At 53.8% G+C, this 20,604-nt stretch carries 20 protein-coding genes; 11 read left to right on the top strand and 9 right to left on the bottom strand.

The annotated features are described in order from the left end of the window. Positions 1 to 41: 41 nt before the first annotated feature. Complete coding sequence (gene ylbJ, locus NST69_RS25345; protein ID WP_342547460.1) at positions 42 to 1,313, bottom strand: sporulation integral membrane protein YlbJ; 1,272 nt, start codon at positions 1,311 to 1,313, stop codon at positions 42 to 44. Between the two features lie 439 nt (positions 1,314 to 1,752). Between ylbJ and NST69_RS25340 the strand changes: the two genes are divergently transcribed. Further along, positions 1,753 to 2,136, top strand: coding sequence for a globin (locus NST69_RS25340; protein ID WP_036722077.1), 384 nt, complete (start codon positions 1,753 to 1,755; stop codon positions 2,134 to 2,136). Between the two features lie 29 nt (positions 2,137 to 2,165). Continuing rightward, positions 2,166 to 2,870 carry a DUF2225 domain-containing protein gene (locus NST69_RS25335; RefSeq protein WP_235191738.1) on the top strand — a complete coding sequence of 235 codons (705 nt, stop codon included), beginning with the start codon at positions 2,166 to 2,168 and terminating at the stop codon, positions 2,868 to 2,870. 120 nt (positions 2,871 to 2,990) lie between these two features. Here NST69_RS25335 and NST69_RS25330 read toward each other — a convergent pair whose 3' ends face one another. Then, the gene (locus NST69_RS25330) at positions 2,991 to 3,221 is read right to left on the bottom strand and encodes a hypothetical protein (RefSeq protein WP_036722073.1); all 231 of its coding nucleotides are present in this window, start codon (positions 3,219 to 3,221) and stop codon (positions 2,991 to 2,993) included. Beyond that, a complete protein-coding gene (locus tag NST69_RS25325) occupies positions 3,218 to 3,409 on the bottom strand; it encodes a YycC family protein (RefSeq protein ID WP_036722071.1) in 192 nt (63 codons plus the stop codon). Before NST69_RS25325 ends, NST69_RS25330 begins: the two co-directional genes overlap by 4 nt. Before the next feature lie 105 nt (positions 3,410 to 3,514). Between NST69_RS25325 and NST69_RS25320 the strand changes: the two genes are divergently transcribed. Both NST69_RS25320 and NST69_RS25315 read left to right on the top strand, forming a co-directional pair. Further along, the gene (locus NST69_RS25320) at positions 3,515 to 5,314 is read left to right on the top strand and encodes a M3 family oligoendopeptidase (RefSeq protein ID WP_342547459.1); all 1,800 of its coding nucleotides are present in this window, start codon (positions 3,515 to 3,517) and stop codon (positions 5,312 to 5,314) included. 392 nt (positions 5,315 to 5,706) lie between these two features. After that, positions 5,707 to 6,081 carry an O-methyltransferase gene (locus NST69_RS25315; RefSeq protein WP_342550221.1) on the top strand — a complete coding sequence of 125 codons (375 nt, stop codon included), beginning with the start codon at positions 5,707 to 5,709 and terminating at the stop codon, positions 6,079 to 6,081. Positions 6,082 to 6,195: 114 nt separating this feature from the next. On the opposite strand, the gene NST69_RS25310 is transcribed toward NST69_RS25315, so the two are convergent. Both NST69_RS25310 and NST69_RS25305 read right to left on the bottom strand, forming a co-directional pair. Next, complete coding sequence (locus NST69_RS25310; RefSeq protein WP_036701727.1) at positions 6,196 to 6,429, bottom strand: alpha/beta-type small acid-soluble spore protein; 234 nt, start codon at positions 6,427 to 6,429, stop codon at positions 6,196 to 6,198. Positions 6,430 to 6,531: 102 nt separating this feature from the next. Further along, positions 6,532 to 7,503 carry an aldose 1-epimerase gene (locus tag NST69_RS25305; RefSeq protein WP_342547458.1) on the bottom strand — a complete coding sequence of 324 codons (972 nt, stop codon included), beginning with the start codon at positions 7,501 to 7,503 and terminating at the stop codon, positions 6,532 to 6,534. 447 nt (positions 7,504 to 7,950) lie between these two features. On the opposite strand from NST69_RS25305, the gene trpS reads away from it, so the two are divergent. Continuing rightward, complete coding sequence (trpS, locus tag NST69_RS25300) at positions 7,951 to 8,940, top strand: tryptophan--tRNA ligase (protein WP_036722062.1); 990 nt, start codon at positions 7,951 to 7,953, stop codon at positions 8,938 to 8,940. A 1-nt stretch (position 8,941) separates the two neighbouring features. On the opposite strand, the gene NST69_RS25295 is transcribed toward trpS, so the two are convergent. Both NST69_RS25295 and NST69_RS25290 read right to left on the bottom strand, forming a co-directional pair. Then, a complete protein-coding gene (locus NST69_RS25295; protein ID WP_036701722.1) occupies positions 8,942 to 9,133 on the bottom strand; it encodes a hypothetical protein in 192 nt (63 codons plus the stop codon). A 614-nt stretch (positions 9,134 to 9,747) separates the two neighbouring features. After that, positions 9,748 to 10,752, bottom strand: a complete 1,005-nt coding sequence (locus NST69_RS25290; protein WP_342547457.1) for a metal-dependent hydrolase — start codon at positions 10,750 to 10,752, stop codon at positions 9,748 to 9,750. 206 nt (positions 10,753 to 10,958) lie between these two features. On the opposite strand from NST69_RS25290, the gene cyoE reads away from it, so the two are divergent. After that, a complete protein-coding gene (gene cyoE / locus NST69_RS25285) occupies positions 10,959 to 11,891 on the top strand; it encodes a heme o synthase (RefSeq protein ID WP_036722057.1) in 933 nt (310 codons plus the stop codon). A 31-nt stretch (positions 11,892 to 11,922) separates the two neighbouring features. Further along, positions 11,923 to 12,540 (top strand): SCO family protein, encoded by a 618-nt coding sequence (locus NST69_RS25280; protein WP_340950396.1) that lies wholly within the window; start codon positions 11,923 to 11,925, stop codon positions 12,538 to 12,540. 107 nt (positions 12,541 to 12,647) lie between these two features. On the opposite strand, the gene NST69_RS25275 is transcribed toward NST69_RS25280, so the two are convergent. Together NST69_RS25275 and NST69_RS25270 are read right to left on the bottom strand one after the other, a co-directional pair. Further along, entirely contained in the window at positions 12,648 to 13,007 is a 360-nt protein-coding gene (locus NST69_RS25275; protein WP_036722053.1) for a DNA primase, read from the bottom strand. Positions 13,008 to 13,117: 110 nt separating this feature from the next. Next, positions 13,118 to 14,296 (bottom strand): MFS transporter, encoded by a 1,179-nt coding sequence (locus NST69_RS25270; protein ID WP_340950397.1) that lies wholly within the window; start codon positions 14,294 to 14,296, stop codon positions 13,118 to 13,120. 253 nt (positions 14,297 to 14,549) lie between these two features. On the opposite strand from NST69_RS25270, the gene NST69_RS25265 reads away from it, so the two are divergent. The 4 genes from NST69_RS25265 (at position 14,550) to NST69_RS25250 (ending at position 20,549) form a co-directional block, all read left to right on the top strand. Then, entirely contained in the window at positions 14,550 to 14,993 is a 444-nt protein-coding gene (locus NST69_RS25265; protein WP_036722049.1) for a hypothetical protein, read from the top strand. 51 nt (positions 14,994 to 15,044) lie between these two features. Then, a complete protein-coding gene (locus NST69_RS25260; protein ID WP_342547456.1) occupies positions 15,045 to 16,184 on the top strand; it encodes a transglutaminase domain-containing protein in 1,140 nt (379 codons plus the stop codon). Positions 16,185 to 16,334: 150 nt separating this feature from the next. After that, positions 16,335 to 18,401 carry a penicillin-binding protein 2 gene (locus NST69_RS25255; protein ID WP_340950401.1) on the top strand — a complete coding sequence of 689 codons (2,067 nt, stop codon included), beginning with the start codon at positions 16,335 to 16,337 and terminating at the stop codon, positions 18,399 to 18,401. 33 nt (positions 18,402 to 18,434) lie between these two features. Next, entirely contained in the window at positions 18,435 to 20,549 is a 2,115-nt protein-coding gene (locus tag NST69_RS25250) for a penicillin-binding transpeptidase domain-containing protein (protein ID WP_340950403.1), read from the top strand. The last annotated feature ends 55 nt before the right edge of the window (positions 20,550 to 20,604 follow it).

Below are 20,604 nucleotides of genomic sequence, written 5' to 3'. Positions count from 1 at the left end.
TCCGCTTCAGTGCTGCATCAATAGAGCCGTGACATATCGAATTAGCTGCGGTGCGCATAAGATTGCCGCCACAGCTTCCCCAGCAGAAAGACCACCAGCGACAGGGCCAGCATGACTGCGAGCAGAAGGCAGAGCAGACTGATGCTGCTGATTAGAGCGGCTTCTGGAGCGGCTAGCCCGGAGGCGGCGGGTAGTGCGGACCACTGACCGGCCAGTCCCGAGCTGACTACCGGCTTCCATAGCAGGAGAAGCAGAACCGCTGAGAGCAGGGCATGCACCAGGCGGGCGGCCATGAACGGGAGATAGCGCAGTCCGGTACCGTTCAGGATACTGGCGACCTGTGCATGAACCGACAAGCCGCCCCAGGAGAGGATGAACGCTGCCGCAGCAGCCTTGAATTGCAGCGGCACGCCTCCGGCAGCTTCACCAGCCGACCGGGCGCCGAGCGTCACTTCGAATAAGCCGCTGACCAAGGCGGCTGAGAGCTCAGGCGGGAAGCCGGCCAGCGACAGCAGTCGTCCGGTCATGCTGAACAGGGCGGACATTACGCCGGCACGGGCGAGCAGCTCCATCAGCACATTGAAGAAGACAACCAGGCCGCCGACAACAATAATAAGCTGGAGTGAGGAGGTAATGGCACTCTTCAGCAGCTCGCCGAGACTTCTGCCGTCTACCCGGCGCGCATGTGCCATCGCGTTCAGGGCAGTCCGCAGCCTGCCGGGGCCTTGTCCTTCCGAAGATGCAGAAGAGCTGCCTGAATGGGGGAGGGCGGTGTTCACAGCTGCTGCTTCCGGCCTGCCCCGGCCATGGAAGGACATCAGCAGACCTACGATGAGCCCTCCCCCGTAATGGGCAAGGGCAAGCACAAGCCCCAGAGAGGCATCGTGAAAGAATCCGACTGAGACAGCACCCAGCAGGAAAATCGGGTCCGAGGAGGTCGTGAAGGCGACGAGCCGCTCGCCTTCGATTCTGCTGATCATTCCCTGCTCGCGCAGCTTGGCGGTTAATTTCGCGCCGACAGGGTATCCTGATACATATCCCATTGCTAGGGCGAAGCCGCCGCTGCCGGGTATATTGAAGAGCGGGCGCATCAGCGGATCAAGCAGAGCGCCGAAGAGATGGACGATGCCGAAGCCCAGCATAATTTCAGAGATGACGAAGAATGGGAACAGCGAGGGAAACAGCACATCCCACCAGACGGCGAGCCCGCGCAGCGCCGCATCCAGGGAGCTGGCGGGATGGACCAGCATCAGCAGCATACAGCCCGCCAGCACGATCCCGAGCAGCGGGCTTGCGATTTTGTTCAGAGTCATCGGTTTCTCGCCTCCAGTTCTATGCTTAGTTGTATGCCGAAAGCTGGACAAACAGCACAAAAAAACGAGGAAAACGGTTACATTTACCGGTGCTTTTTCATTGAAATTATGGTATTATAAACTTAATTAATGCACATCTTGTTGAGATAGATTTTCAGGGATGGAGTGATGGTGATGAGTGTAGTTGCCGGAGTGCTCGTTTGTGCTTTTGTATATGTGATCCGGGTCTCCCTTGTCCCGCCTGGTGATGAAGATTTTAGAACATACTGATTAGCTTACGAGCGCTGAACTCCGGTTTGGCGCCTTTTTTTGTTCAAATTTTTATTTTCATAGGCTTAGCAGGCATGTCTTAAGGCAGGGATAACTGTGCGGCCTGTTTTTTGGTATAATGATAAGCAACTGCTTATCAGATTAATATGGAAGAAGGCGAAACCTCCAAATGAATCCGAAAGAGAGCCTGTATGACAGCCTGGGAGGCGCTGAGGGAATTCACCGTCTGGTGACTGTGTTCTATGCCAAGGTGCAGCTTCACCCGCAGCTCAGCCCGTTATTCCCTGAAGATATTACTCCGGTGCTGGAGAAGCAATATCAGTTCTTGAGCCAATTCTTTGGAGGCCCTGCCCTGTTCTCCGAGCAGCACGGCCATCCTATGATGAGAGCCAGACATATGCATGTCCCCATCACTCCTGCTCTGGCGGAGGATTGGCTCGCCTGCATGAAGGCGGCGCTGGAGGAGATTGGTGTGGAGGAGTCCCTGCGTACGTTTGTCCTGAGCCGGCTGGCGGGTCCCGCCCATCATTTTGTCAATATGCCCCATGAATAAAGTGTAGTTGTGAAAGGATGAGGGCACCCGTGCCGGAATTAATACCGCTTTACTCGATTAAGGTTACCTGCTGTAACTGTGAACATGAATTTTCAACCTCAAGAGTACGTCCCAGCCTTAAGAAGGCCATCCGCCGCGATGCGGACTTCTGCTCCTATTACAAGGCGGAGAATCCCGATTATTATGTGGTTCGGGTCTGTCCAAAGTGCGGCTTTGCCTCCACGGAGAATTCTGCAGACAAGCTGGCTGACTGGCAGCGCAAGTCCTTCGATGCACAAGTAGGAAGACGGTGGCAAGCCCGCGACTTCGGAGAGAAGCGTAGCTGGGAGGAGGCGCTGGAGACGTACAAGCTGGCGCTGATCTGCGCGCAGAGCATTAAGGACAAGGAACGTATTATAGCCAGCCTGCTTCACCATATTGCCTGGCTGTACCGTTATCAAGGGGATTCGGTGCAGGAGCAGCGTTTCCTGGCCTATTCGCTGGATGAGTATGTGAAGGTGTTCGAGAATGATTCATCCGGTGGTAATGATGCGCGGCTGATGTATCTGATTGGTGAGTTGAACCGCCGGATCGGGGAGTTCGCCGCTGCTGTGCGGTGGTTCTCAAGGGTCATTAATGACCAGCGGATTACGGATGCGGCCATGATCCGGGCTTCTCGCGAGCAATGGGCCATTCTGCGTGAGCAGATGCGCGGGCTGGACGTTGATCCGGACGGGCTTCCCGCAGGTACATAGAAGGCGGAGTGAGGGTGTTAGAGTGTCTATCCGGTATACCGGAACGCAAAAAGGCGTAGAAGGGATGCCTCTTCTACGCCTCTGCCCGCTTAAGCGGGGCGAACTGCCGGACAACCGCGTTTAGCGGACCGCCCGGTCAAACAACAGGTAGTCATTGTCATTATCAATGACGGTGGGACTTGCACTGCAGCAGGGAAAGACCAGCAGCTTTTTTTTGCCGTCACGCACGTGCTGCAGCTCCCGCGGCTTCATCGGCAGAAGAACATTCTCATGGTCGCAGAAGGGGCAGTATTGCACGTACATGTCGCCAAGAATAATGTCATAAGGCCAGGTATGGCTGAAGGGGATCATTGCTTGTCCTTCTCGTCAGAGGGAGCAGGCACGCTGCCTTCGGGGGTCTCGCTAGCGGCCTTCTTGGATAATTCAGCGATCTTTTGCAGCAGGATATGTTGGGGCATATGCATCAGGTGTTCCAGCGGAACGCCGAGTTGTTTCGATAAGGTGATGGCCGTCTCCGGCGATATTTGCAGTGGCTTCATCAGGATGCCCTCCTTACAATTAGTGGAGTATCATGATTCACTTTACCATGGCTGTACCGCAAATACAAAGAAAACTACTCTATAACGAAGGAATGGTGAGTATATATGAAACAACCGTTATCACTGACATGGGAGCTGGAATCGATTTTTCCGGGAGGCTCGGCCTCCCCGCAGTTTGAGAGCTTCCTGAGCCAGCTCGAATCCGATATTGAGCGCCTGCGCGCACAGGTGGCTGCCGCTGCCGCACCGGCTGATGCGGCTTCAACGAAGGGACTGGACCCGGTCATTGAGCTGCTGCAGAGCTGTGCCGGACGCCTTACACAGGCCTCGGAATTCGCCGGCTGTCTGGGTGCACAGAATCAGCTCGACAAAGGGGCGGTGAGACTGTCCTCCAAGGTAACGGGGCTGCGCGCCGGTTATGAGGGCATCAGCTCTGCCTTCGATAACGTGCTCCGGCAGACCTCTGACGCGGTATGGGCCGAGTGGATGGCCCGGCCGGAGATTGCCCCGCTGAATTTCGTGCTCAGTGAGAGCCGGAATCTGGCCCGTGAGAAGATGAGCCCGGAGCTGGAGAGCCTGGCACTTGAGCTTGCAGTTGACGGCTATCATGGCTGGAGCGAGCATTATGAGACGATTGTCGGACAGATCCAGATTCCTTGTGAAGAAGACGGGGAGCAGAAGCTGCTCTCTGCCGGGCAAGCCTTCAACAAGCTGGCGGATGAGAATCCTGAGGTCCGCAGTACGATGTTCCGCAAATGGGAAGAAGCCTGGGGCGGCGCGGCCGACTATTGTGCAGATACCTTGAATCATCTGGCAGGCTTCCGCCTGAAGCTGTACAAGGGCCGCGGCTGGGAGGATGTGCTGAAGGAGCCACTGGGCATCAACCGTATGTCCCGTGAGACCCTGGATGTCATGTGGGATGTAATCACGAAGAGTAAGCCTGCCCTGGTATCTTATCTGAAGCGCAAGGCGGAGATTCTGGGTCTGGAGTCACTCGCCTGGGTCGATGTGGATGCGCCAGTCGGCAAGTCCTCCGGCAAAATTCCCTATGAACAGGCAGCCGCCGACATCGTGACCCAGTTCCGCAAATTCAGTCCGAAGCTGGCGGATTTCGCCGAACGCGCCTTCGACAAGGATTGGATCGAGGTCGAAGACCGGGCCGCGAAGCGTCCGGGGGGCTTCTGCGTCTCCTTCCCGGAGAGCAAGGAATCCCGCATCTTCATGACCTACAGCGGTACGCCGTCCAATGTATCCACACTTGCGCATGAGCTGGGCCATGCCTATCATTCCTTCCTGCTGGAGGACCAGCCGCTGTTCAACCAGAACTATGCGATGAACGTGGCGGAGACGGCTTCCACCTTCGCGGAGGTCATTGTGTCGGATGCGCAGGTGAAATCTGCGACGGACAGTGAGGAGAAGCTGGCGCTGCTTGAAGCGAAGATCCAGAACAGTGTGGCGTTCTTCATGAATATCCATGCCCGCTTCCTGTTCGAGACCCGCTTCTATGAGAAGCGCAAGGCAGGTCTGGTAAGCAGTGAGGAATTGTCCGCGCTGATGGAGGAAGCCCAGAAGGAAGCCTTCTGCGGGGTTCTTTCCGAATATCATCCTCATTTCTGGGCGTCCAAGCTTCATTTCTATATCACAGATGTGCCGTTCTACAACTTCCCGTATACGGTAGGGTATATGTTCAGCACCGGTCTATACCGGCTCGCGCTTGAGGAAGGGGCTTCCTTTGCCGGTAAATATGACAGCCTGCTGCAGGATACCGGAGTGATGACGCTGGAGGATCTGGTGTCGAAGCATTTGGGCGTTGATCTGTCCAAGCCGGATTTCTGGCAGGGGGCTGCAGATTTAATCGTTGCCGATATTAATGAATTCCTGGAAATGACGGAACAACGCGGCTAAGAATTTGTCGAAAATGAGACGAATTGCTTTTTTACAGTAAAATGATGGCGGTTGAATATGGTGTGAATGTGCAAAGACCCCGGTTTAGGGGTCTTTTTATGCTGTTTATTTGTCGATAAATGGCGACAAAAGCTTGTATATTGCTATTAATACTAAATAATTTGCGCATTTATAGGGATTATAACCCAATTATGTTGAATAATGTTGTGCGTGTTTAATTAGTACCCTATAATGAGCCTAAAGCCTTATATAAGCGCTGCTAGACCCACAAAATTCAAACAACTGCTTACGAAGCAAGTGTTGTGTGAGGCAGAGCCATGAGGCTGCATCACCCACAAGACTTTTAGGAGGAAATGCATGTGAGGACGGAACAATTATCGCTTGCAAGACAGATGGATCTGGTATTTCATGAGCTGCAGGAGGAATTGTCAGGACTGAATTCAGGGACCGTATTTGTACAGATCAGGAATAATATCATCGGCAAGTTCGGGGTCCGCCACAATCCGCTCGCCGGACGCAGCGGAAGCTTCGCAGCCGGGCAGGAGGGGCTGACTTCAGGCCAGCAATCCTCATTCCGCGTCATGGCGCTGGAGAGCCTGAAATATAAGAAACGGTGGACACATGGAGAGATCAGCTATGAATTTGCTGTACGCCAGGGGATGGTGGTGGTGGATGCCACGCTGGAGTCCAATTACAATATGGCGAATCTGATGATCCGCTATCCGCGCAGCAACCACGGCGATGTCTCGGATCAATCCTTCGGCTGATTCTATATACATATAGAAAAGCCCCCCTGCGCTTCGACGAGAAGCGCGGGAGGGCTGTGAAGCTGCTCGGTCTATGCCTCACGGCTTAGACGGTTTGTAAAGATAAGGTAGCGATTACGAACGACCGGACAGTTGTTGCTCTGCCAGTTGCACCAGACGTTTGGTGATATATCCTCCCAAAGAACCTGTTTCGCGGGAAGTATAGTTCCCATAATAACCGTCAGCCGGGATAGTTACTCCAAGCTCTTGTGCTGCTTCATATTTCAACTGCTGCAGCGCTGCATTCGCTTGAGGAACGACCAGGTTGTTAGAACGGCTACCACGACTTTGTTGACCTGCTTGACCCATGTGTGCTCACCTCCTTCGCCCGTTGTGAAGATAGTATGAGCGCGGGAGGGAGAATTCATGCACGGATGTTGAAGTTTTATAGGATGGTAATTATTATGAAATTTATTGTTCCGGGTAGATCATCTGCAGGGTGCCCCCCAGCACCAGCGTCTGTCCGGGTTCAAGCGTGATCAGCCCGGTAGCGGAGGCGTCCTGCTGGAGATTAGGCGCATCCGGGAGCCAGGTGAGCGGTTCAATGCACAGGAACTGGTCGGCCTCGCCTTTGGTATAGAGAATCCAGTGGCGGAAGAAGTCAGTATCGGCTGAGTAACGCAGCCCGTATCCATCATCGCGCATCAGCACGGCCTCGGCAGGCTGGCCCTCTGCTATACGCAGGACGGTATCCAGGTCCGCACCTTGAAGATTCAGCCGGGTATGCAGGCTCGTAAGCTCTCCGAGCGGCAATAGCTGTCCGGTAGGCAGGAGATCCTCACTCAGCTCGCAGACGGCTCCGGCAGGAAGGGTAACATTCCAGCGGGACGGCGTTCCGTCAAGCATGAACCAGGTATGGTAGCCTGCGCCAAAAGGAACACGCTTGCTGCCGAGATGAGTAACCTTGAGCGTCTGCTGCAGCCGGTCATCCTGAAGCCGGAAGGTCATTTCAAGCTTCAGCGGCTCAGGGAATTGTCTGATCCACTCCGGATCATCTGTGGTTATGAACTCAGTGGTGACCGCGCAGCCGAACTCGTCCTCCTCAATATCACTGACACACCAAGCCTGGGTGCGGTGCAGCCCGTGAATATGATGTCCTCCCGCATTCCGGTCGAACTGGTAGCTTGTTCCGTCGAACAGGAAGCTTCCGCCGCGTATGCGGCCAGGCGGCACAAGAAGCGGAAGGCCGAAGTGATAAGGCTTCTGCATATATGATGCCAAGTCGCTTTCTTCAGGCTGACGGAGGATCTGCCGCTCCATGGTGCGGTCCCATAATGAAATTACGTTATTACCCAGCCTGGGCAGAAGCGTGACTTCCAGTTCCCGGCTATGCAAAATATACGTATCATAACCGTTCCATTGCCCTTTGGTCACCTGTTTCATAAGAGATATGCTCCTTTGATAAGCTGTAATCGGATTACATACACACGAATACCTTTATCATACCAGATTTATCCGGCGGAGGTTAGGGATTTGACAACTTCTCCGGGCCGATCTATGATGGAGGCATCAATTAACACAAGTAATGCGATGACAGGGACAAGTAAGCATGGACTGTACCTCCAGAAAGCCGGTGGCTGATGTGAACCGGTGGTGCACCTCTGACTGAATGGACCCTTGAGCGCCGCGCTCGAACAGGCTGCAGAAGCCCTAAGTAGACCGGCCGTCTCTTCCCCGTTAACGGAAGCCAAGGCTGTTTGAATAGATCCCTCCGGGGACTCCAGGCAGCGAATAAGGGTGGTACCACGGTCTCACGTCCCTTGCGGATGTGGGGCCTTTTTGCGTTCCTTGCACCAGCGGACAATTATAATGATGATGGAGGATAAGAGGATGGCTAAAAAAGTATTGTCGGGCATACAGCCCAGCGGTTCACTCACACTCGGTAATTATATCGGGGCAATCAAGAATTTCGTCAAGCTTCAAAAGGAGTACGAATGTTACTTCATGGTGGTCGATCTGCATGCCATTACGGTAGCCCAGGACCCCGCAGCCCTGCGCGAGAATTCGGAATCGGTAGCCGCGTTGTATCTGGCAGCAGGCATTGATCCGTCGATCGCGCATGTCTACATGCAGTCCCATGTGCCGCAGCATGCCGAGCTGGGCTGGATTCTGACTACGCTCACTGCCATGGGTGAGCTGGAACGGATGACACAGTTCAAGGATAAGTCGGCCGGCAAAGAATCCGTAGGCGCAGGTCTGTTCGTCTATCCGTCGCTGATGGCCGCCGACATTCTGGTCTACAATGCGGATCTGGTACCGGTAGGCGAAGACCAGAAGCAGCATCTGGAGCTGACACGTGACCTGGCGGGACGCTTCAATCACCGGTTCGGTGACTTCTTCACCGTCCCTGAGCCTTACATTCCGGAGGTCGGGGCGCGGATCATGTCCCTGGATGACGGCACCAAGAAGATGAGCAAAAGCGATCCCAACCCCGGCAGCAGAATCGGACTCCTGGACCCGCCTGATGTAATCCGCAAAAAGATTAGCCGGGCCACAACGGATTCCGGCCGTGAGGTTATTTTCGACCCGGCGGCTAAGCCGGAGATCAGCAATCTGATGAGCATCTATGCCGAGTGCTCGGGAATGAGCCTGCAGCAGATTGCCGACAAATATGAAGGCCAAATGTACGGCGGCTTCAAAAAAGAGCTGGCTGAAGTGGTCGTAGCGCTGCTGGAGCCAATCCAGCAAAGATATCAGGATATCCGCAGCTCAGGGATGCTCAGCGATATTCTGGCTCAGGGTGCCGAAAGTGCACGTATAAGTGCCGCCCGTACCCTGGAGGGCGTGAAGGAACGGATGGGCTTCCTGCCTACCCGTTAAGTTAAGGGGTAGGCTGGTTGCTCTCCGCCTTGCGTCTCAGCCTGGCCTTGACGATGAAGCCCCAGCCGATGTTAAGCACGCACAGCGCGCCGAGCAGCAGCGCCAGCCAAATGTTATAGCTGATCGAGATGGAAGCTGCTGTGAGGAGTAGAATTGAAGAGCAGGCGAACCACAGTGACAGACCTTTACCCATATGTTCCAGCCTTCCTTTCTGCTTCAAATAATGTACAAGTGAATCCCGGTGTGCTCGCAGCATGCCGGGATTTCACGTAAAGTGAGCGTAAATAGGCTTTGAATTGTAACCGCTTTTGTTGTTGATTGTGCCTTATGCGGTCCCGTTACGTCAAGAGGGGGCAAGAGAATAGATCCCCCGTTAAATAAAGTCTATAACGTATTAGGTGAGCTGCATAATCCTGCACAAATTGCAACATCTCGATTAATAAATCGCTCCAAATCAAATAATGTTGCACAAAAGGCCACAATCTTCCTCCCCCAAACGGCGGAGCGGTGAAATTCCTGCATTTCATGCAACAATCCCTACAGCGACATCTTAATCCCTGTTCCAGAGTTGCAATATTTACAACATCTCGGCGTGAACTTTGACCGCACAGGTGGGCTTAACTCCATTCCCTGCAACAGCAGACTGTCCGTGATGAAGACACTTATATTACAAATAATTACTAAGTGTTGAAGGCTTGCTTGTCTGGAGCTGGTTGTAGTTTTAATTCGTTTATGTATTTTAGGTAGTTAATGTAATTAAAAAAAGGCACCTGCCCCGGCAGATGCCACCTGTCTTCAAAAAACTTCCTACAGCTTGACGGTGCCCGGATCAACGGCGAAGCGCTCATCCAGCTTCTCGCTGCTCAGCCAGCCGACATAAGTATTCAGCGCTCTATACTCATGGTCCATGACCAGCACAGCCACGAACGGGAATTGCTTACGGTGTAAATAACGGACATCTCCCCAGCGTACAATATAACCAGAGGGCAGCTCCTCCACCTCCGCGACAGCGTACGAGGTGAAGTACAGGAAGGCCTGAATATCCGGATGGGATTTGGAACGCTCGACAGCGGGGTGAGTGGAGCACACCGCATGCTTGAACCATTCCAGCCGTCCGCTGTTCAGCAGCCCGACATTGTAGCTTCCGTCCGGCTTAGCTTTGACCAGATTCCACCGCGTTGGCGAAATGGTTGGGATCACATAGTAACGGTCGCCTGCATTATGGTGAACATCCTTGTTCTTGATGCTGCGGGTAATGCGGGCATGAACGAGGGTCCGCCAGATGTAGTACAAGACGATGCAGGCATACAAGGTGATGAACAGGGGAGCGGGCGGCACCAGTCCGCTGATCCAGAGAATAATCGCCGCTGCATGGCTGCCGAAGATAAACGGATCGAAAATATGGATGATGTTCCAGGCGATCCATTTCTCGGTGAACGGGCGTGCGGCCTGAGTCCCGTAGGTGTTGAACAGATCGGAGAATACATGGACGGCAACGCCGATGAAGCTCCAGAGTGCGATATGGCTTAAGGTGCTCAGGTCCGTGAAGCCGAACAACGGCCCGATGACCACGGTGATCAATGCCGGCCACAGCAGTAAGAAGGGCAGGGAATGGGTGATCCCCCTGTGATTGCGGATGTATACCGCGTTATCCTTCAGACGCAGGGCGGTATCGGCATCCGGTGCCTGAGAAGCCAGTACAGTAGCTACCATCACCGCTCCGGCAAGCGTTCCATTCGAAGCGACGAGCGGATCGACGAAGGACAGACCTGCAAGTCCAAGTCCCATAACAAAATGTGTGGCAGTATCCATTAGTCAGATCTCCTTTGTACGGAAGTTCTCTATTAATAACTACCCATTATTGGGCTAAGTTATTTAAGGACGGGAAAATAAATATCGTCACGTAATTGTCGAATTAATGAACATCTTGGTCAATGATTGTCAAAGTCTTTCCCAGTTTGCTATGATAAAGTTAATAGCGGAGTGTAAGAAGTTCCCTAGAAGGAGGAACCCGATACGTGGACAATCAATTGAGATATCAAGCTTCTTCTGATTCCGCATCAATGTCTGCCAAGTCTCCACCGGAAGGTGCAAGCTGGCGCGACTTTATTACCGTTACAAAGCCCGGGATTATCCGCTCCAATCTGATTGCGGCATTCGCAGGCTACTGGGTGGCATCAGGCTGGGATGTACAGTATGGCCGCCTGATTCTGACTTTGCTCGGCACCATGCTGGTCATGGCTTCAGCCTGTGTCTTCAATAATTATTTTGACCGCGATTTGGATATGAAGATGGAACGGACCCGGGAACGCGGGCTGCCTACAGGAAGGCTGAAGCCGACAACGGTTCTTATCTATGGCATTGGGCTCGGCATTGCCGGGCTGGGCGTGCTGTTCGCCTTCTGCGGCGTACTAGCCGGATTATTCGGCATAGTCGGCATGTTCGTATATGTTGTAGTGTACACCCTTTGGCTCAAAAGAACCTCCACCTGGAGCACCTCGGTAGGTGCGATCTCGGGAGCCATGCCTCCTGTCATCGGCTATGTGGCTGTTACAGGAACAGTGGATCTCGGCGCCTGGCTGCTGTTCGCAATGCTCTTTTTGTGGCAGCCGCCCCATTTCTGGGCCCTTGGCATCCGCCGCAAGGAGGAATACAGAGCAGCAGGATTTCCGCTCCTTCCGGTTGTGAAGGGGACGCGCCGCACCAAATTCCAGATGATTCCTTATGTGGCATTGCTGCTACCGGTGCCTGTGCTGATGTACGCCTATGATTATGCAGGTATATATTATCTGATTGTATCACTGGGACTGTCGGTGGCATGGCTCTACTTAACTCTAATCGGATTCAAGGCAAAGGATGATGAGGTATGGGCGAAGAAAAGCTTCCTCTTCTCCATTAATTATCTGACCTTAAGTCTGATTGCCCTGGTGCTGAATACCATTCACGTGTAAGTATTCTTAGGATAGAGGGGGAGGGCGTCCTGTGCAGACCTTGAAGCGCTACAAGTGGACCTGGCTGCTGCTGCTGATTGCAATAATTATGGCTGGCTATCTGGCAGTCCAATCCTTTGGGTTCGGTGAGAAGAAGCTGCCTGTCATAGGTCAGGTACAGGACTTCTCTCTGGAGAATGTGGACGGGAAGCAGATCAGTCTGGCGGATACGGCAGGCACAGCAAGGCTGGTCTATTTCTTCTTCACGGTCTGTCCCGATGTGTGTCCGATTACCACCTATATGCTGTCAGAGACGCAGGATATATTGGTTAAAGACGGCAGCTTCGGCAAAGACGTTGAATTCGTCTCGATATCTTTCGATCCGAAGAATGATACAAGGGAAGCGATCAAGGCCTTCGCCGACAAGTTCCATGCCGATTATAACGGCTGGTACTTCCTGCGGGGGGATCAGGAGCAGGTACGCAAGCTGGCAGCGGAGTCCTTCAAGGTGCTGATCTATGGCACGAGCAAGGATGATTTCGCCCACGCGAACCTTATTGGCCTGGTGGACAAGAACAACCGGCTCCGGGGATTGTACGATGCCGGGGATACGGAGAAAGTAACGCCGGAGTTCCTGGCCAGAACGGTTAAGAAGCTGGCCCGTGAATAGCACAGGAACGCAATAAACGAGGGTGTCCGTGGAGCAGTGGAGCTGCTGCACAGGACACCCTCGTTTTGTGGTGAAAGGTTAAGAATGTATATGCTTCATGCGATGAATTATCCTTCTATACCCTGCGGATACGGCTGGGGGTAAATAATGAAATCTTCAAGTCCGGCCTTCTCCAGCTGGGTGATGTTATATTCATCCGGAGTCCCTTCCACGCCGGCATAACCCTTGCGGGTATACATATGAATGGCATCGGGAAAGGCATCACGCAGGACTGCACGGATTTTTTTGCCTGAGCTGTCATTGTCCATGTACAGGTAGACTTCCCCGTCCCGGATGGTATTCCGCAGGGATTCCAGCTTCAGGGTATTCAGCGTACCGAAGGTGCACAGAATGTCGACCTCTGGTTCAAGCAGCCGCCTCAGTCTGCTGCGGTCGTTCTTGCCTTCGACAATAATGGTGATGGACATATGCAATCAGCCCCCGGATCTTAGTTGTTATGACGATATTGTACCTAAGCTGCGCTATTTTTAACAGCTTGGCGGAACAATATGTATTCATTCCCCGGGAAATGTCGCATTCAGGCGGCCGGGCTGTTCCAGCCGGGAGCGTAGGAAGAGAGACGGCCGGATCTGCCCGGAGGCAGCAGCATAAGGGCTGTCATCAGCAGCACGAAGGCGATGAAGTACGGGGACACGTACTCCCTTAGCTGCCCGGCAGCGACGGGTCCGGCGAAGGCTCCGAGGGACATGGCGATGGATTGCAGCGAGAAGGTCCGGCCCAGCCGTCCTGCGCCGCCCAGACTGATGAAGAGGGAGGCCATAGCCGGGAACAACACGCCTTTGGCAGAGCCGAGCAGGAAGAGAATCACTCCGGCCGGGATGCTGCGGAAGGCAGCCAGGGTGAAGAAGCAGAGAGCCATTCCCAGCAGGGCAGCGGCAATCCGGATGCCCGGCGAGAGGCGGTTCAGGAAGAACAGGCAGAGGGTCGCCAGCGCTCCAAGGCTGAGCAGGGAGAGCAGAATTCCGGTAGATACCATCCCGTCTTGTCCTTGTGACAGCGGAAGCTCGAAGAACAGTACGCCCTGGGAGCAGGATACGAAGAAGGGCAGCAGATAGTAACGCCTGGAGACAGCAGGCTGGCCGGTAGCGGCCGCCCCAGACGGCAGATTCTCCTTCACCGGGAGTACTGGCCCCGGCAGGGCCAGGGCCGGATTATGCTTCGGCACACTGAAGAAGGCCATCACACCGGTGAAGATCAGGAGCCACCCCAATGTACTGAACGTGCCGGAGTAACCGGCTTTGGCGACGATGAAGGCTCCGGCGGCAGGGGAGACAACCGAAGCTAGCGTGTGAATAATTCCGTTGCCTGACATGTATTTACCCTGGGTCGCAGGGTCAGACGAGAGCGAGGCCAAGAGGGTCATACAGGCAGGGGAGAGGAACGCCAGAGCGAACCCGCTCGCTGCCCGCAGCAGGAGTAGATGCCAGGGCAGCTGGGCATGCGCCTGCAGAAGCAGGATCAGACCTGCTACAGTAAGGGCGAATACGATATAGCGGCGGCTGCCGTTGCGGTCTACAAGTACACCGGCCAGCAGATTGCCCGGGAGGTGGGTCAGGGAATACATCCCCATCATCCAGCCGATGAAGGCCGGGCCCGCTCCCAGGGACATGGCAAAGGGTGTCAGGATAGGGTACTGGGCATGTAAATCGAAGAACGCCAGGAACATGAAGAGGTACAGCCACATTGCAGTTTTCACGGATAACACCTCCAGATTAGCGGCCAGCCGCTGATGACGGAACGGATTCCAGCAGAGGGAACAGCCTACTTGTACTTTACGTGCGGCAGCGGGGGCTTATACCATTTTCTTGGCCAGCCTCTGTATGCAGTTCTGCATTCCGGCAACCATGAATTATAAAGGTCATTCATGTATAATAATTAATATTAATGAAATGTCTGACGGGACAGCGTCCCGGAGTGGCGAAATTTGCGATTGGGGTGTTGTGAAATTGATGAATCCGGAAGTGTGGTCACAGTTTATCAGAGAGAATTGGCTTGTTATCGTTATTGCGCTTGTCCTGCTGTTCGCAGTCGTTAACATCGTTAAGACTATGCTGAAATGGGCTATCGTCGTCGTTATTGTGGTGGGGTTATTCATTTATAGCGGGGTGACCATGGATCAGATCGGTAATGCCGTTAACAAAGTGGCGGACGGGACAGTCAGCACGCTGAAGAATGAGGCGCAGGAGGTTATGCTCAAAGAAGCGCAGGAGGCGGTCTATACCTCTGGCGGTGACGGCACCTTCACCATCACTACTCCTAATTTGGAGGTGAAGGGCTCTGCTGCAGAGGACAAGGTGGAAGTGGTCTTCCGCGGAGTCAGCCTCGGGAAGTGGAGCGTTACGGATACAACCAAGACCTTCATCGACGAAGCCCGGAAGCAGGCGGGCAAGTAATAGTGCAGCGGGCTCAGGGTTACCTGCAGCAGCAGAAGGAGGAGTGATTCATTGAATACCTGGATAGAAAGTCTTCGTGAAGCCAATATCATCTCCATTGTTCTGCTGCTGATCGTCCTCTTCTCTGCACTGCAGGGCTGGGGCCGGGGCTTCCGCAGAGCAGCCGGAGGGCTGTTCGGCATGCTCGGATCAGGAGTGCTTGCGGCAGCTTCGCTGGTGATGGCGATTCCCGCAGCCGTATACCTCTCGCCTGCTGCCGGGAACTGGGCTTCCGGCATTACTCCGCCGGAGGACAAGCTAAGCCAATGGCAGCAGCTATATTATACCGGTGCCTCTGTACTGGCGAATTCACCGGTAGTGCGGTTTCTGTTGCTGCTCTTGCTGTGCTATACCTTGATTCGTCTGCTGCTGGGTCTGCTGTTCCTGCTGCTGCCGTTTCGCCTGCCGCGCCAGTCCGGGAGGGGTTCGGGGCGGATCACAGGCGCCAGCCGGCTGGTCGGGGCAGTGCTTGGCACCGCCGCAGGGCTTACCCGGGCCATGGTGCTGGTCTTTGTCCTGTTCATCAGTGTCGCCCTGAACCCGGACAGCGGCTTCAGCCGCTATGTGCAATCATCACCGGTCTACAGCCAGAGTGCGGAAGCGGTATTTGAGCCGCTGGCCGGTGAACAGGTCAGAGGCAAGCTTCCGGTACTGACCAAGGCGGTAGCCGCCGAGATGAGTGACATTCTCCGTCGTAAATATGAGGTGATTGACCATGATATTTCGGCGGATATTGCCGGTGCAGCCGCAGAGATCGCCGGACAAGCAAGCGGCGATGAAGAGAAGGCCAGGCTGCTCTATGACTGGGTAGGCTCGCGTATTGCCTACGACTATAACAAGGCGAAGAATTATGAAGAGAGACGGATCTGGCACGAGCAGACCCCGCAGGATACGATGGATACACGGCTTGGGGTATGCATTGATTACGCGCGGCTCTATGCCATGATGGCCCGCTCGCAAGGTCTTCAGGTGCGTGTCGTCACCGGCAAGGGCTATGACGGTCAAGGCGGTTATGGCCCGCATGCCTGGAATGAGATCTATATCAGCAGCAGCGCAGCCTGGATTCCGCTCGATTCCACCTGGGCCAGCAGCGGCAACTGGTTCAATCCGGGGGATTTCGACTCCACGCATATCAAGGAAAACGTCCTCTGAGAAGGAAGCGGACGCTCTTGTATCTATGGTACAATAACAGCGGGCAAGTGGAAACGGCTGTGCCGTCTTTTCAAAGGACGGTACTGTTAGCTCTTGCCCGTGATCTGACGGATAAGCAGTACTGCAAACCATACAAGGAGAGGACTTGCTGTGAGATGGTTCGGTAAGCCGGGCTCCGGCCCGGGTGATGGAGAGACCCGCAACTACCTGAGCTTACGCATAAATCTGTTTTTCTTCGGCACTTTTTTTATTTTTGTGATCATTATGATCCGGCTTGCGGGACTGCAGTTTGTAGAGAGTCCCGAGCTTAGCGAGGTGGAGGCCAGCCGGGAGACCAAGGATGTTCCGCTTGCGGCGATCCGGGGGACTATTCACGCGGCGGGCGGGGAAGACATCGCCCATTCCACACCGATTCAGTCGCTATTCGTTACGTTAACCCAAGAATACACCGCGAAGGTCAAGAATAAGAACACCGGCTTATATGAACCCACCGCTGAAGCCAAGGAGAATACGAAGGCGCTGGTGGCGGGGCTGTCATCCGTTTTTGAACAGTATGGGGATCCCTCTGCGAAGAAGCTGCTCAAGGAGGATATCCTGCAACTGCTGGACCTTGATTACAAGAAGTCACTGGGGTATGTACCGCGCAAGATCAAGGCCGGTCTTACGATGAAGGAAGTCGCCCATCTGATGGAGAACAGGCAGCGTTATCCCGGGGTGTCAGTGGTGGAGGAGAGTATCCGCCATTATGACAAGGACACGGTGGCTGTCCAAACGGTTGGTTATATGAAGCAATTCCGTTCTACAGAAACAGGATATAATTTATACAAAAATATCCGCAGCGCCATGAAACAAACGGGTGCGGACCCGGGACTTAGCTACAGGGAAGATGAGTTCGTCGGCATCTATGGTCTTGAACAGCAATACCAGCGCGAGCTTAGAGGGAAGAACGGGTATCAGACGATCTCAGTCAATGCCCAGAATATGGCCGAAGAGGTTATTGCGTTGGTCCCGCCCGTCAAGGGCAACGATATCTGGATGACGATTAACAAGCAGGTGCAGATGAGCACAGAACAGGCGATTATGGATCAGCTCAACTGGCTGCACCGCAACCCTGTACAGGGGAAGCTTCATAAGGATGCGCTCACCGGCTATGCCGTTGCGATGGAAGTCGATACAGGCAATGTAGTGGCAATGGCGAATATGCCGGACTATGATACGAATGTCTGGAATGCCGAGAGGCTACCGCCAGAAGAGTGGGCCAAAATTGAGGACTATTATCAGAACGGGACGATTACCGATATTTCCTCCGGTATCTCCGGCAACGGACTGAAGTCATTGATCTACCTGGGTTCTACGATTAAGCCGTTAAGCGTCCTGATCGGTCTGGAAGAAGGCTTATTCACTACCGGTGATACTTACATGGATAAAGGAATTGGTTATTTCGGTAAAGATAACAGCTCCTCCGTGAGGAATTCCTCCGGCCATGTCCTGGGCCCGCTTAGTCCGGCGAAGGCGATTCAGGAATCCTCGAATGCTTTTATGGTAGAGTGGGTCGGTAATGCCCTGTACAAGAAGTATCCGGGAGAAGGCATTGCCATATGGGATAAATATATGAAGGCATTCGGGCTTGGGGTATCTACGCAAAGCGGGCTTCCGGGTGAAAGTCCCGGGGTTGCCGATTATCTTGATCCCAAGAAGGCAGGCTCTGCCCAAGCGGCGCTGGTCTATGCCTCCTTCGGCCAGAAGGGGAAATACACCGCACTGCAGCTTGCCCAGTATACGGCAACACTTGCGAATGAAGGCGTGCGGATTAAGCCCCAGCTCGTCAGTAAGATTACAGATCCCGATGGGAAGACGGTTAAGCAATTTGGACGGGAAGTCCTGGACAGCATCTCGTTTCACCCTTCTTACTGGAAGGAGATCAAGCGCGGGATGAATACTAAGGTTAAGGCGTTTGACGGATTCCCGTATGACTTCGCCCGCAAGACAGGAACCTCTGAGATGGAAGCCTTCGGGGCCATCCGTGACAACGGGGTGTTCATTGCTTATGCTCCGCGTGAGCATCCTAAGCTTGCGGTGGCCGTGATTATTCCGGAAGGCGGCTTTGGAGCGAACAGTGCCGCACCGGTAGCCCGCCGGATTTTTGAAGCCTATGACCAGGAGTATGGACTGGATGGAGTCCCTAAGAAGAATGTGCCAGAGTCAAGGGTGGATTAAACGGTTTATTTTGATGTAGAGGAGTGAAAAACTGTGGGTGTTTTCCGAAAGCAGGCCTCCCCCCCGGAAGAGAAGGACAGCAAGAGCTCGCTTGGCCTGCGGCTTAACGTGTTTTTCTTCAGCACGTTTGTTATTTTTTGTGTCATTATTATTCGCCTCGCAGTTATTCAATTTGTGGAAGGACCGACGCTGACCGAGGTAGAGACCAGCCGGGATACCAAAAGTGTCCCGCTCGCCTCCATCCGCGGAGGCATCCGCGCAGCTGCAGGCGAGCAAATTGCCTACTCCACCTCCGTTCAAACGCTGTATGTTACGCTTACGAAAGAATATACAGCCAAGGCGGTGGACAAGGAGACGGGGATCAGCTCGCTGAAGCCGGAGGCAAGAGCCAATGCGTATGCGCTGGCGAATAATCTGGTTGCGAAATTTGACGAATATGGCGACCCGAACGGCGAGAAGCTGACCGTTAATGAAGTGATTAATTCTCTGGATTTATATTTCAAGAAATATTCGGGCTATATGGCCCGCAAGATCAAATCCGGTCTGACCACCAAGGAAATCGCCTATTTCATGGAGCACAAAAGCGAGTTCCCCGGTCTGGAGATCGTAGAAGAAGGCGTGCGTCATTACGACAAGGATACCGTTGCCGTGCAGACGGTCGGCTATATCAAGCCCTTCAAATCCTCCAACACGCTCAACATCTACAAGAATATTCAGAGCGCGATGAAGAAGATCGGCGCAGATCCCGGCCTGAATTATAAAGACGATGAATTCGTCGGCTTCGACGGTCTGGAGCTGCAATACCAGCGGGAGCTGCGCGGCAAGAACGGCTATCAGGTCATCTCGGTGAATCCGCAGAACATGGCCGAGAAGGTGGAAGAGGTAGTGCCGCCTGTCAAGGGTAATGATATCTGGATGACGATTGACAAGAATGTTCAGCTTAAGACGGAGCAGGCCATCACCGAACAGATTAATTGGCTGCACCGCAACTCTGTACAGGGTAAGACTCATCCTGACGCCAAGACAGGCTACGCCGTGGCGATGGAGGTCGATACCGGCAATATTGTGGCCATGGCCAGTATGCCGGATTACGATACCAATGTCTGGACAGCGGAGAAGCTGGATTCAGATACCTGGAACAAGATCATGGGCAATTACCAGAACGGGACGATCACCCCGTATTCTTCCGGCCTGTCCGGTCATGGATTCGGCTCCACAGTGCTGCTCGGTTCCACCATTAAGCCTCTGACGGTGCTGATTGGTCTGAATGAAGGCTTCTTCAGTACCTCCTCTACGTACACTGACAAAGGGATTGCTTATTTCGGTAAGGATGATAAATCCTCTGTCCGAAATTCCTCGGGTCACGTATACGGCCGGATGGGTCCGGCTAAGGCGATTGAGGATTCCTCCAACGTGTTCATGGTGGATATGGTCGGTAAGAAGCTTTATGAGCATTACAAGGGTGAGGGCATTAATATCTGGGATAAGTATATGAAAGAATTCGGCCTGGGCGTATCTACGCAGAGCGGTCTGCCTAATGAATACCTGGGACAGATCAACTACACAGATACTAAGGCAGCGGGCAGTGCGCAAGCCGCGCTGGTCTATGCCTCCTTCGGACAGCAGGGCCGTTATACGGTGCTGCAGCTAGCCCAGTATGCCTCGACGCTTGCGAATGAAGGGGTGCGGATTAAGCCGCAGCTTGTCAGCAAGATTACGGATTCAGCGGGCAAGGTGGTCAAGAAGTTTGAGCGCGAGGTGCTGGATGAAGTGACGACCTTTGACAAGTCCTATTGGAGAGAGATTAAAAAGGGCATGAACAGTAAGGTCTCCGCATTCGCAGATTTCCCTTATGATTTTGCCCGTAAGACAGGGACCTCACAGCAGCTGGGAAAAGGGCAATTACGCGATAACGGGGTATTTATTGCCTTCGCCCCGCGTAATAATCCTAAGTTAGCGGTGGCTGTGGTCATTCCGGAAGGCGGCTTCGGCTCCAACAGTGCCGCTCCGGTTGCGCGTAAAATTTTCGATGCTTATGATTGGGAGTACGGACTGGACGGTGTGCCTAAGAAAAGCCTGAAAACAGCGAACTCAAATGACGGCGCTGCTTCCGGTGACAGTGCCGATAATACTCCTGCAACAAACTGATGATATTATAATCGAGTAGGAGATGGATCTGCGTAATACCAAATATACGGTTGCC

This window comes from Paenibacillus sp. FSL P2-0089, assembly GCF_038595095.1.
Classification (GTDB): domain Bacteria; phylum Bacillota; class Bacilli; order Paenibacillales; family Paenibacillaceae; genus Paenibacillus_AQ; species Paenibacillus_AQ silagei.
The sequence above is the reverse complement of the archived record's forward strand: the minus strand, read 5'-3'. Positions and strand labels throughout refer to the sequence as shown.

Coding starts and splice junctions, on each gene's coding strand:
- ylbJ (WP_342547460.1), bottom strand. CDS start 1,313: ATGACTCTGAACAAAATCGCAAGCCCGCTGCTCGGGATCGTGCTGGCG.
- NST69_RS25340 (WP_036722077.1), top strand. CDS start 1,753: ATGAATCCGAAAGAGAGCCTGTATGACAGCCTGGGAGGCGCTGAGGGA.
- NST69_RS25330 (WP_036722073.1), bottom strand. CDS start 3,221: ATGATCCCCTTCAGCCATACCTGGCCTTATGACATTATTCTTGGCGAC.
- NST69_RS25325 (WP_036722071.1), bottom strand. CDS start 3,409: ATGAAGCCACTGCAAATATCGCCGGAGACGGCCATCACCTTATCGAAA.
- NST69_RS25320 (WP_342547459.1), top strand. CDS start 3,515: ATGAAACAACCGTTATCACTGACATGGGAGCTGGAATCGATTTTTCCG.
- NST69_RS25315 (WP_342550221.1), top strand. CDS start 5,707: ATGGATCTGGTATTTCATGAGCTGCAGGAGGAATTGTCAGGACTGAAT.
- NST69_RS25310 (WP_036701727.1), bottom strand. CDS start 6,429: ATGGGTCAAGCAGGTCAACAAAGTCGTGGTAGCCGTTCTAACAACCTG.
- NST69_RS25305 (WP_342547458.1), bottom strand. CDS start 7,503: ATGAAACAGGTGACCAAAGGGCAATGGAACGGTTATGATACGTATATT.
- trpS (WP_036722062.1), top strand. CDS start 7,951: ATGGCTAAAAAAGTATTGTCGGGCATACAGCCCAGCGGTTCACTCACA.
- NST69_RS25295 (WP_036701722.1), bottom strand. CDS start 9,133: ATGGGTAAAGGTCTGTCACTGTGGTTCGCCTGCTCTTCAATTCTACTC.
- NST69_RS25290 (WP_342547457.1), bottom strand. CDS start 10,752: ATGGATACTGCCACACATTTTGTTATGGGACTTGGACTTGCAGGTCTG.
- NST69_RS25275 (WP_036722053.1), bottom strand. CDS start 13,007: ATGTCCATCACCATTATTGTCGAAGGCAAGAACGACCGCAGCAGACTG.
- NST69_RS25265 (WP_036722049.1), top strand. CDS start 14,550: ATGAATCCGGAAGTGTGGTCACAGTTTATCAGAGAGAATTGGCTTGTT.